Genomic DNA, 12988 nt, shown 5'->3' on the forward strand with positions numbered 1-12988 from the left:
ATTTTGTATTTTTATGTTATAATATGGAACAAAATGCGCACCCCCTTAAAATAAAAAGCCCTGCTGTACAGTAACGTACAGCAGGGCTTAATCGTTCCTCGACGGAGTAAGCAGGATGGAGGGGTGACGGAACTACTTGTAGTGAGGATTTGGTTGGGAGTTTCCTTCCCCCCCCATCGCTTATCCGCGAGGCAACAAAAAAGTGCTGTATGGAGTTTACCCATACAACACCAGTAATCAAGTGCAAATTTGCAAATACGCTTTACAAAACGGGTTCGTTCGACGTATAATAGATATGCAAACGTGCGGCTTTTATGCCGTTGTGTATGGAGCCCTGAACTCCGTATACAGGGTACAGGGTGTTGGTAGCGCCCTGTGCCTGCTTTGCACTTTATGTGCCTCTGAAACCATTATATGGCGAATGATGGAAAAAAGCAAGCTTAATTGAGATTTTTTGTTTAATTTTATAAGAAATAGCAAGCAACCGCACTTGTTAAAAGTACGGTTGCTTTTTTGTGTATTAAAATGCCTGATGTGCCGATGGTAGAGCATAAACATAGGCGCTGTTGCTAAGATCTCATCGTTACGTTAATAAATGTAGGTAACGAACTAATTCTATCATACGAAGCGACGTGCTTTTCTGTATCAAAAACATAAACGGTATTAGAACCGTTATAGACAACCGCACGTTCCAAAGCATTTTCTTGAGAAAAAAGCGTATAAATAGTAGAATCAGTAGTTTCGTACTTGCCTACTTCAAGAACTTTATATTGTTTGTAACATGTATACGAACCATCTCGTGAAAAAACAATGTATTTATCATTTTCTGAAATTCCCGTACCTGTACAGTAGGTACCGATAATGCTACTTGCTGAGCTTTTATGTAGAGCATAACTATATATTATAATGTTTATGCATATCGATACCAAGAGCAAGACTAGAAATATTCCGGTTTTTTTACTTGTCATACAGCAGCTCCCCTTTTGATTATGATACGAGAACAAATAGAAAAAAGCAACCGTATCTTACAGAGTACGGTTGCTTTTTTGTGTTAAGAGTTGTATTTATTTTGTTGCTGTTACCGCTCCTTTAATAGCAGTGGGGCTGATTACGTAATCTGCACCAGTGGTGACAGTAAACTCCATCCAACCGAGTTCATCTGCTTTTACGTCTGCCTGGATGAGCTCCAGCCTGCCCTTTTCGGGGTTGTGGTAGTAGATATAAACGGATTTACCTGCGTATTTCTCCAACTGTGCGCGGATAGCGGTTTCACCGGGGAGTTTGCCCTCGTAGTTAAAGTGGAGATTGGTTGTATCTGCTTTTTCGGTCAGCTTGGCAATTGCATTTGCATTTGGTGAATCGTTGGTGATTCTGGTATCGAACCAGATAACACCCGGCATCGTGTTTTCGATGTTTTTACCGTCCAAGGTCCAGCTGTACCAGTCGCCGTTGAGGGTAACCGATTTTTCTTTGTTCTTCACCAAATCGTTCAGGAACCCTGTTGCAACTTTGTAGTCGCTGCGTACGCTGATGTCGGTGCCTTTGCTGGATGAAGCAACCTTCTCGCTAAGATCAGAGGAGGAAACCATGTTCGGTTCGATGTGCTTTCTTGGTTTGGGTGCAGGTGAACTTTCACCGTCCTGTTTTACCAAAGCTTTGATGGCATTTTGCAGTGCTTTTTGTGCATCTGCAATTTCTTGCTTGGTGGCTGTTGCATTGTCTGCAACGGCTTGAGCGGTTGCAATGGCTTTGGTCAAAGCATCTCTGCTCGCTTGAGTGTACTTGCTGTCTTTCGCCATTTCTTTTGCAGTTGCAATCAGCGCGACTAACGTCTCTTTGCTTGGCTCGAGTTGTTCTTTTACAGTCACTTTGATGTTTACAGTTATGTTATCGCTGTTGACAATACCCGCCTGCGGTGCGAGTGTGCCGTTGAACGTATACTCACCTGTTTTACTGCCGTCGTAGCCGTCGGTGCTCCAAAGAACCTGTACTTCTGCTGTGGTGTCGTCCTCCAGTGTAACGGTGACGGTACTGGGTAAACCGAGCATGCTAGCCTGGGTACCCAATGCAACGGTTTTGGCTTGTGGGTCTGTTACGTTTTTGATTTTCTTATCTGCGGCACTTGCTTCTCTTACGGTGAGTTCAGCCGCATTACTGGTGGCTGTTGCAGGTGCCATGCTGTCTTTGGTGTTGGTGACGATGCAGCGGAACTGCTTGCCGCTGTCTGCCAGCAGAGTTTTGGTAATTTGGTAGGTTGCATCTGTTGCGCCGCTGATGTCTGCCCAAACTGCGCCCTGCTCTTTTGCAAGCATCTGCCACTGGTAGGTGAGCACACCGCCGTCGGGTGCAGATGCAGTAACGCTGAATACAGCAAGGTTGCCCTGTGTTGCGGTTTGCGCATCAGGTTGTTTTTCAATAACGGGGGTTGCGGATAGAGTTGGGGTGTTGGCATCAATATATTTTTTCGCTACATCATGGATGCCTTTGCGCATGCGGTTTACTTCACTAATTAGCAAATCACGATCTGCTTGAGAAGCAGCTACGCGTGAACCATATCCATTACCGCCTCCGTTAGGCAATTTTAACGATGCTACTAACTCTTTAATTTGACTTTTTAGTTCAGGGCTTTTTTCCATTAAATATTTTGCTTTGTTAATGTCACGAACTCCCTGCTTAAATCTTTCCAACCTGGGAGATGAACGCACAAACGGTGTTGCCGCGTCTTTATCACCCGGATATATGAAGAATGGATCTCCTGGCTCCCAAAACTTATAAGATACGTTCTCCAAAGGATTTTCTACCCATCCATCCCATGACCATCTTAAAAAGCCATCAGAATTATGTAATAAAGAGTACCACATAATCCAAGCACTTTCTGCCGGATCACTGAGTATAAAGCTGTTTGGATAATCTCCGGTACAGTTGTAAATAGTTGTAAGCAGATTCTTTTCTCTACGATGCTGTGAGAAATTAACCATATTATGTTCGGGAGAAATATAGGATATGCCAATGGAAATATCACTAAGACGGTCTAAAAAAGAATAGTCCTCTCCGCTTTTATAGTTCATTGCACATGAAGTTTTTAAATGTTTTTCACTTGAATTTTTTATAGATTCTATTAGGTCAAGGCTTGCGCTAAGTTCTTGCATGCTTCTTTCATCCATGGAAATGTATGTAATATCGAACCAACCTTTTTCTTCAAGGTGTTTTATAAAGTCTTGCAAAAATGCTGTCCAGTACGCTGTCCATGAGGAGTCTCCGGGTGTGGGTCTTATTTTTAACGTTTGATTTGAAGCTTCATCGAAGTAAGTAATCTGGTTACCCCAAGGTAGAATGCTGTAGCACTTTATCTGGCCTCTGCCTTCTGCGGGATCCAAAATACCTAAATCAATATTAAACTGAATCCATTTGTCAAAATGGTCATAATCAAAAGAGAAACTGCCATCCGATTTCTTAGTCCACTTAATCATTGTTGGGTCGCTGTCATAGGATTGATGATTCCATGCTTCTTCAACTATATTGGCAACGATAGCTCTACCACCCATATCTCTATATGCCTCTTGTTGAGGACGTAGGTATTTAAAATGTTCTTCTGTAAAAAGTTCATCCTGCTTTAATCCATAATATCGGGCACAAGTATAAGGGTGCTGCCACAATTCAATTTGTGTTTCGGTGTCATCTGGGTGAGGTTGCACTACGTCCAAAACCTCAAACGAATAGGGAAGTTCGATAGGTGCTTCCAGTTCATCAGCATTCACCGTTATTGTTCCGCTGTAATTGCCGGGCTTTGCACTCCTTGGTATGTTAACGTTAATCCATGCCGACTGTACTTTTTGTGCAGCTATATTAATTGGCTCTTTTGTATAAAGGATGTCGGGAAAAGGCTTAACCGGTGCATACTTGTTGCCTCTGCCAATGTTCGCCATTGTCTCCTTAATCCATGTAATCTCGATGTTTTCGCTATCAATTGTATCCCCGTTTTTATTTAAGAAATCGGTGGATGCAATAACGGCGTTGTTAATTTTAATCTTTTTTGTAAGAGCCACAACTTTGGCGTTTATCACGTCGCCAATCCAGCCTGTTTCAATGTTTGTAGAATGCAATCCATTAAAATAGTCGTTATAATTTTCCTGCAAATAGTTAAAATCGGTCGAACCCATAAATGCCCGAATCGGTGCTGTTTCGGGGGTGACCTCTACCGTTACTTCTGCAAATAATGCAGAATCTTTTACAGTAGCAATAATTTTGGTAGTGCCAACCCCTAATCCCATAATTTCTCCAAGTTCGTTTACTTTTGCAATTGCTTCATTTTCAGAACGATAAACAACCTCTTTTTCGGTTGCATAAGTGGGTATAACATTTGCTTTTATGCTGGTGGAAGTGCCTTTTTCTATCGTGATGTTTTCAAACTCAAACTCCACATCCGTTACAGGAATAAGCGGATGGGTAGCTTTTGCAAAATCAATTTCGGTGGTGTAACCGCTTGTGTTTTGCTCATTTCTTCTATAAACAGGTTTTACACGAATGGTATGCACACCTTCTGCCAGATTTTCTTTTGCATAAAGAAGAGACTGTGCTTTTCTGGATGAGTTGTAGGTATCCATATCCTCAGGCGCTTCGCCGTCAATGCTGACTTCACAAATAGCACCGGAGCTTTCTTTCACACCGTACAATTCTATTTTCGTTCCGTAAAATTTTAATTCGTAAAACAAATCAGAATCCTGCTTTATATGTACCCAGTGCTCGTCTCCATTGTAAAAAGAATCTGGATATCCTGTAGAAGTGCCCCACCCTGCAGAAAACTTGAAGTTAAAAACATCATCACCAATGGAAGCATCATTGATAATCGTCTCAAATACATCATCTGCACTTGCAGTTTCTTTATCATCCACAGCAAATGCAAAAATTTGAGAATTTGCGAATGTACTCAATAGAATAACCAAAGACAAAAACAATACCGCACCTGATTTTAGCTTCTCTCTCATCAACTTAACATCCCTTCTCAATTAAAACTTGTGCCCCCCCAAAAAATAAACCCTTAATGTGCTGCTTGTTATATTTATATTAAAAAATATAACAAATTTCAATAATTATGTTAACATTTTTTGTATATGTAATATTTATCCAAAATCATATAGTTTTTGCACAAATTAATGCAAGCGTAATTTTAGTAACAAGAGAAACGTATTGTTTTTGGTGAGTTCCTACAATAAAACAAAACAGCTCTTTCAAGCATTGCTTGAAAGAGCTGTACTTATTTATAACAATGAGCTACTTTCTGTTTTTCAGTACCAATTCAACCTCACCGTTTTTTGCCTCGGGCGTTACAAACGTGGGCACCAACTCGTGCAGTTTGGCAACCACCGTTTGCGTTTGGTTGCCGTATGCGATGGGCTTTAGTTTGGTAAGATAATCGAACAGATAAGCGGGGTTTACATCGATGGGTTCACCAATAAAGATTTTTTCGTTATTGGTTTTGCGCAATCCCTCTTCGCCCATCAGCAGTTCTTCGTAAAGCTTTTCGCCCGGGCGCAGCCCGCTGAAAACAATTTCAATATCTTTGTAAGGTTCGTAACCCGAAAGACGAATGAGATTCTCTGCAAGGCTGAGGATTTTTACAGGCTCACCCATGTTGAGCACAAAAATCTCGCCGCCGCGCGCCATCTCGCCTGCCTTGAGCACAAGGCTTACCGCTTCGGGAATGGTCATAAAATAGCGGATGATGTCGGGATGGGTGACGGTAACGGGACCGCCTGCCGCAATTTGCTCTTTAAACAGTGGAATAACCGAGCCGTTGGAGCCGAGCACATTGCCGAACCGAACAGCAACAAACTCCGTTTTGCTGATTTGGTCCATACTCTGAATAATCATTTCACACACACGTTTGGTGGCACCCATCACATTGGTGGGGTTTACTGCCTTGTCGGTCGAAATCATGACAAAGCGCTTAACTTTGAATTTGTCTGCACAACGGGCGATGTTCCAAGTACCGAAGATATTGTTTTTTACCGCCTCTTCGGGTGCAGTTTCCATCAGCGGAACATGTTTGTGTGCGGCGGCATGGTACACAATGTCGGGGCTGTATTTCTCAAAAATCAGCTCCATCTTGTGGGTATCACGCACCGACGCAATCTCTACGTGCAAATCCAATTTACTGCCGTATTGGCGGATAAGTTCCTGCTGGATTTCGTAGGCATTGTTCTCGTAAATATCAATAATGATAAGGCTTTTGGGGTTTTGCAAAGCAATCTGGCGGCATAACTCTGAACCGATAGAACCGCCGCCACCCGTTATGAGTACCTTTTTACCGGTGAGGTAAGCGGCGCCTTCGCGGATGTCGATGACCTCTCTGCCAAGCAAATCTTCGACGCTCACATCGTGAATCTGCGATGCAATGGCGGTGGTGTCGGTAACAAAAGCGTAAAGGTCGGGTACTTTTTTCAGTTGACATTTGGTTCTTGCACAAAGGTTCATAATGCGCTTTTTCTGTGCATTGGTTGCGGCGGGTATGGCAAGGATGATGACATCAATGCCGTAGTTATCGACCAAGCGCGGGATATCGCGAATCGAGCCCATCACCTTAACGCGCTGGATGGTTCGCCCAATTTTATTCGGGTCGTCATCTACCACACAAACCACTTCGTATTTGCTCTCTTTTGCGCGCTGTAAATCTTGCAATACGGCGTTACCTGTTTGCCCCGCGCCTACGAGCAATACTTTTTTGGTGCCCGAACCCACGCGTCTGCCCAGGCTCGTGTTGCGGTAAGCACGGTACATCATACGCAGGTACAGGGTTGCCATGCCCGCAAGCATAGCAGACAGAAAGTTTACTGCCAACGGTACGCTCTCCCAGATCATGGGCGGACGGAGTACGGTCTGCGTAATCAGTACAAAACAAGTGGCGGTAACCAAGGTTGCCATACTGCATTTAAAAAACTCGTATGCTTCGGCATACCGCCATAGGCTTTCGTACATGCCAAACAGCAGGAACACCACAAAAAACACAACCACAAATACACCCCAACTCAGCAGCATCGTGGGTAAAAATTTGGTTAAAGAAATACGCCCCATGAGCATTGCCCAAGTTAAAAGGTAACATAGCGAAACAATAACTACATCCGTTGCCATCAAAATAAACTTGCGGTACCTGTCTTTGAACCTCTTTAGGTCTTTCCATAATTTTTGCATATTTTTACACCTGATATTATTTCAATTTGCCCATCTGCAAAGGATTGCCGATGAGAATTGTTAAATTGAGGTCGGTATTCATATAAGTCCGTCACTGCTTTTTAAGCTGAAACAATAAATGCCAATCATCAAAATCAGTTTGGCACAAACCGCTAACAGTGCGCCCACACAAAAGCCCATCAAGCCATACTGCTTGAGCAGCAGCAACGAAAGCACGGTATAAAGCAAAACATTGGCACCGTTGATGCCGATTTGCCAGTTGGTATTGCAAAAGCGCAGGATGATGGGGTTGAGAACAGAAACAACCATAGAAAGCATTGCCGTAGCCGTTGTAACAAAGATGTACTGCATCGCCTGCTCTGCAAGCTGCGGGTAAAGCAGCATCAGCACAGGGCGGCTGATGAGAATGCACGCCCCGTAACCCACCGCACCCAATGCAAACGATGCACCCAGCACCAGCCAAAAGTTTTTTTGCCGAAAGGTTTTCATTTTAGAAAAATAGCTTAGCATCACGCTGTTGATGGGGGTAATGCCCATCGAGATGATTTTGCCGAACAGCGTAGCCGAATAGTAAATTGCCACCGATGCACCGCCCACCAATGGGAACAACAGCAATCGGTCCATATAATTGATGGCATTTGCTAAAAAGGAAGAAACCATCAAAACAAGCGACTTTATGCCCGTTTCGCGGAACAAGGCAGTGGTTTTAAACGGCTCGCGGTGCAGGGTGGTTTTTTTTAAGATGTGCAGCAGGCTGAACGCCGTACCTGTAATATAGATAAACTGCCATTGGTCTGTGAGCAAAAACAGCCCACACCCTATAATATACCCTGCAACCAACAAGATATTGTTTACCAAAACGGCGATATAATTTAAGTTTAGGCGGAACTCGACATTGTAATATTCGCGCACGAGCTGCAGCACCGAGCTTAGTAAAATCAAGGCAACCGAAAGCGGATAAAAAGCACCTTCGTAAAGGTAGGTACCAATACCCATAACGATGCAGTTTAAAATTGCCAGGCACAGCAGGATGACGTTGAAATCGCCCGAAAGCTTTTGTTCGCTGTATTTCAGCTGCATCAACAGGCGCACATTGTTGAGTGAATTGCCGAATGTCCCCGCGCAAAGCGTCATCAGGCTGACGATGGTGAGCAAAAGCCCGTAGCGGTCATCGCCCAAACGCGTTGCAAACAAGGGGAAAATCACCAACTGTAAAACAGCAACCGGCACCATACTGGCGGTGATGTTGAGTGCCATATCAAAAACAATCTTTTTCTTTTGCTGATTCTCCATTTTACTGATTGATATTCTCCTTCCGGCTGAGTACGATAGCGCCGAAGCAGCTTAGTACAAAGCCTATCATAGCACCCGTTACCGTTACAGCAAGCCATTGGCTTTTGGCTGTATCTTTATAATGACCGGTGAAAACCTCTACCGAATATTCTTCGCGCTCGCGGTTGTTCACGCCGTACCCTGCTATGATGTTCCATGCTTTTGCTTCGGCTGTTTTTTGTGCCTCAGCGTAGATAATGTCGGAAATACGCAGCAGTTCTTCTTTTACGGTGTTCAGTTCGCTTTGTATGGTGCGGTATTGGTTTTCCAGTTCCGATGCAGGGGTGGTGGTTAAGTACTCCAACTGCTGCATCGCTGCCGAAAGCTCGCGCTGATATTTGCCCGATTGTGCAGCACTCAAAAGTAAGCTGCTGTATTGCTCCATGCTTGTCCTATCCGCGGGCATGGGCGGTACGAGGCCGCGTAATACCTGCATATCGGCTTTTGATTGATGAAGCTTTTGCTTTAAATCTTCCACTTGCAAAGTCAGTGTCTGTACCCGTTCTTCTTTTTGCTTGGGCGGTACCGCTTTGTTCAGCTTCAGCTTTAAATCCAGCTTGCGCAGCAAAGTGCTTTGCAAATACAGCAAATCCTGCTTTGCCTGCATCAAAGCGGTATTGGCATCGTCGGGTGCAAACTTGAGCAGAACCGATGCATAGCGTTTGCGCTCGGTAAACGATTGCAGCAGGGTATCAAATTGTTCTTGATAAGTTTGATTTTCTAATATCACGATGGGTAAAAACTCGTCAGCGCCTGCGTGTGCGGTATAATCGGTGTTTTTGGTGTAAAAATACCCTGCCACAGCCGAAATTACCGTTGTGATGAACACAACACCCAAAATGAGCGCCCATTTGCTTTTGACGGCAGCAAAGATGTCTGCAAAACCAACCTCGATTGTATTGCTTTTATTCTCCATAACAGACTTCCTTTCGTTGCAGTACATCCCTTGGCCATAAGTACAGTATCAAACAAATAAACAGCAAACCGTGGGTAAGTAAAATGGTACTCCAGTTGGAGTTGGTGAACGAGATGGCGAAATAAATGCAGATGCCGAACGTGATATTGCTATGTAGCCCTTCGGTGCAAGCATCCAGTAAGCGGAAGCACAATATCAAAATAATCGGCATCAGTACCACGCCTGCAAGCCCAAAACAAAAAAATGCATCGCCAAGCAACCCATTGTTTGCCGCGGTATCTACATTTTCGTACAGCCAGCCAATCATTTTGGGGATGTTCCCGCTATACGGGGATTGCAGACCGACACGGCGCAGAATGCCTCCGCGCAGAAAATCGATGGGATGCTGTGTAAAGTAATCGAAATAATACGACGAAAGCAGTACGGGTATCATCATCACGCGCCGGTAAAAATAGCTGATGATGTATTGCGTACCGTTGAGCAAGCTTTCAGCACAACCGGCTCCGCCGACCGCAAAAAGTGCCCATGGCAGCCACTTACTGCGTCTGCTGTGAAAAAACAGGTAGCCTACAATCACCATAGCAAGGTAAAACACGGTACTTTTCGAGCCGTCCACCGAAAAGTGCAGGTATTCTACCGCGAACAGCACAGCCGTCCAAATATATTTGCGTTTTTGAAAGGCGTATACCATAAACAGTGGAATGGCTGTAGACGTCATAGAAAAGAAGTAGCGGAACACACTGGGCATACTGTACCCTGCTGCCTCGCTGCGCCAACGGTATACATCGTTTAAACGGAAGATGAGGCGAAAGCCTGTGTACCGCCACGAGATATACAGCACAAAGACTGCGCAGATGCCCGCCATTGCGGTAAACATGATTTTGGTGCCGAATTTGGGCGGTGCCAGTTTGATGACGGGAATTTTGCCCTGCAATACGGTAAGCAATACCCAGTACACCATGGCGCCCAAGTAAAACACAATATCTAACCCGCGCAAACCATACATTGTTTGCAATGGCAAAAAGTAAATTAAATCGAATAAAAATACAAGATAAGACGAAACATACTTTTGCCGTAGTAAAAACTGCGAAAACAACGCGATTACCACGGTAAACAGCCACGATAACATGTACCGCACCAAGTTGGGTGCCAAAGTAAAATCGGCATACGCGTACACTGGCGAAATTACAGTTGCATAAACAATATCCAGTAGTACACGGTAAAGCAAAATGCCTGCCCAATAGATCAGTGTATTGTATTTTTCAAAACGTTCCTCCACCGAAAGTATCTGCCCCTTGATTTTGTCATAGATACGTTCGATGCGGGATTTACTTTTGGTTAACAGCTGCATCATCCGAACCTTCCCGTAAACTCTGTGGTAGAGCATTCCTTCATAGGCAGTTTTACGGGGCGTCCTTCCGCTGCTGATTTATAGATAGCCAGCACCAGTTCCAGTGCTCTGCGCCCTGCTTCGGCACAGATATAGGGCTCGCGGTCGTGCTCGATGGCATCAATCACGTCAGCATAAACCGAGGTGTGCCCGTTGCCGTATACGTTTGAGGTTTCTTCTTCAAACCCTTTGCTCAGGTCGTCATCTTCTGGCTTATGGTCGGCAAATTGCCAAACCTCAAGGGTGTTGATGCTTTTTCCGCCTGCCTTGATGGTGCCTTTTTCGCCGAACAAGTATAAAGTTTCCTCCAAGTTTTTGGGGAACACATTGGTGGTGCCTTCAATGGTACCGATGGCACCGTTTTTGAATTTTACTACGCCAAGCCCCACATCTTCGCACTCGAGGTAATTGTGGAACTGCTGTGCGGTGTAGGCAAACACCTCTTCAATTTCGTCGCCCATCATCCAACGCAAAAGGTCAATGCCGTGGATGGATTGGTTCATCAAAGAGCCGCCGTCCTGCGCCCAAGTTCCGCGCCAGGGTGCTTGGGTGTAGTAATCTTGGTTGCGGTTCCAGCGCACATGCACACAACCGTGCGACATTTTGCCGAACCGCCCCTGCTCCACCGCTTTGCGGATATGCTGAATGGAGATATTAAAGCGGTTTTGGTGGCAAGCACAAACCTTTACACCTTTTTCTTTGCCCGCCGCAATGATTGCGTCGGCATCTTGCAGTGACAAGGCGATGGGCTTTTCAATAATCACGTTGCACCCTGCGTGGATGCAGTCGAGCGCAATTTGCGCATGCTTGCCGCTTTCGGTGGAAATCCCCACCAGTGCGGGGGCAACCTCCGCCAGCATTTGCTTGTAATCGGTATAACGGCGGATGGAGGTGTCTTTTTCCAAACCGTGTTTTGCAAGCAGTGCTTCCATGTGTTCAGGTACAATATCGCACACCGCAGCAATCTCCAAATGGTTGCTTACGGCGGCTTTGATATGGTTGGTTGAAATTCGGCCGCAGCCGATCAGTGCATATTTCATGACAGAACCCCTTCCTATCTACTGCAGGAATGCATAAAGCGCCAGCAGTTTTTTTTCTTCGATGCCCCAATTGTATTTTTGCAGCACCGCGCGCCGCCCGTTTTTGCCCATTTCGCGGGCTTCATCGGGGTGGCTCAACAGGTAGTCGATGGCACGGGCGATTTCTTTTGGCTGGTCGGGCTGTACGCAGATGCCGAATTTATCCTCTTGCAATGCCTTTTTCGCGTAGTCCGACTCGGAAAAGATAACCGGAATGCCTGCTGCCATGTACTCGTACACCTTGATGGGGAATGCATCAAAACGGTTGTACTGACCCACATTCAGCAGGGTGGCAATCCCCGCAGCACTGCGGCTCAGCACGTCCACCACCTGTGTGCGGTCAAGAAAACCGAGGTATTTTACTTTGCTCCACGACGGTTGTTTTCTCAGTTCACTTTCGTATTCCTCCGACTGGAACTTACCCGCCAAGTATAAGGTAGCATTGTTGGTGTGTTGCATCGCCTGCACCAAATGGGTGATGCCGCGGTTGTGGGTAAGCCCGCCAATGTGGCAGACGGCTTTTTCTTTTTGCGGTGCAGGCTGGGGCATTTGCGCAAATTCTGAAAGGCGCGGTGCATTAGTGATAAACTCCACCCGTTTTGCCCTATTTTCAAAGTAGTTTTTCCCCTCGATGGTGCAAACGCAAATCACTGCATCCAGTTGTTTGCAAATTCTGGTTTCGTATCCATAAAACCATGCGGCAATGGCGTTGCGCAGCACCGCGGGTATCCAAGTTTTTTCACGTATTTGGTAGCTGTAAAACTCGTGGCTGTCGTAAATCACTTTTTTGCCCTGTTTTTTCAGCTTTAAGCCATAAGGCAGCAGCTCAGGGTCGTGAAAATGGTACAGGTCTGCATCCAGTGCGCATGCCTTTTCGTACACGGCTTTCGCCGCCGTACGCATCCGCTGTAAGCGGGAACTGGGTATCTCACCCACGCCCACGATGTGCACGCCCGAATGCTCCATACTCTCGCCGGGTGCAACCAAGGTAACATCATGCCCAGCCGCGGCTAGGCTGCAGCATTCTTTGTAAAAAATTCTGGTATCCAGGCTTTGGTGCGCACTAGTCATATGACAAACTTT

Annotated in this window: 8 protein-coding genes; all 8 read right to left on the minus strand. The window is 45.4% G+C overall.

Translation table 11 applies throughout. The features are described from left to right. Nucleotides 1-569: 569 nt before the first annotated feature. The 8 genes from EDD70_RS13875 to EDD70_RS13910 all read right to left on the minus strand — a co-directional run bounded on the left by EDD70_RS13875 (nt 570) and on the right by EDD70_RS13910 (nt 12976). Complete coding sequence (locus EDD70_RS13875; RefSeq protein ID WP_092756341.1) at nt 570-968, minus strand: hypothetical protein; 399 nt, start codon at nt 966-968, stop codon at nt 570-572. Nucleotides 969-1064: 96 nt separating this feature from the next. After that, nucleotides 1065-4985, minus strand: a complete 3921-nt coding sequence (locus EDD70_RS13880) for a glycoside hydrolase domain-containing protein (protein WP_092756343.1) — start codon at nt 4983-4985, stop codon at nt 1065-1067. Between the two features lie 286 nt (nt 4986-5271). Next, nucleotides 5272-7188, minus strand: coding sequence for a polysaccharide biosynthesis protein (locus tag EDD70_RS13885; RefSeq protein WP_242943188.1), 1917 nt, complete (start codon nt 7186-7188; stop codon nt 5272-5274). Nucleotides 7189-7266: 78 nt separating this feature from the next. After that, nucleotides 7267-8481, minus strand: coding sequence for a lipopolysaccharide biosynthesis protein (locus EDD70_RS13890; RefSeq protein WP_092756345.1), 1215 nt, complete (start codon nt 8479-8481; stop codon nt 7267-7269). A 1-nt stretch (nt 8482) separates the two neighbouring features. Next, on the minus strand, nt 8483-9436 hold the full coding sequence (locus EDD70_RS13895; RefSeq protein WP_092756347.1) for a hypothetical protein: 954 nt from the start codon (nt 9434-9436) through the stop codon (nt 8483-8485). After that, a complete protein-coding gene (locus EDD70_RS13900; RefSeq protein WP_092756349.1) occupies nt 9426-10790 on the minus strand; it encodes a hypothetical protein in 1365 nt (454 codons plus the stop codon). The genes EDD70_RS13895 and EDD70_RS13900 overlap by 11 nt, the downstream gene beginning before the upstream one ends. Next, nucleotides 10787-11866, minus strand: a complete 1080-nt coding sequence (locus EDD70_RS13905; RefSeq protein WP_092756351.1) for a Gfo/Idh/MocA family protein — start codon at nt 11864-11866, stop codon at nt 10787-10789. The genes EDD70_RS13900 and EDD70_RS13905 overlap by 4 nt, the downstream gene beginning before the upstream one ends. 18 nt (nt 11867-11884) lie before the next feature. After that, complete coding sequence (locus EDD70_RS13910; RefSeq protein WP_092756353.1) at nt 11885-12976, minus strand: glycosyltransferase family 4 protein; 1092 nt, start codon at nt 12974-12976, stop codon at nt 11885-11887. Between the last annotated feature and the right edge of the window lie 12 nt (nt 12977-12988).

It is taken from the genome of Hydrogenoanaerobacterium saccharovorans, assembly GCF_003814745.1.
GTDB lineage: Bacteria > Bacillota > Clostridia > Oscillospirales > Ruminococcaceae > Hydrogenoanaerobacterium > Hydrogenoanaerobacterium saccharovorans.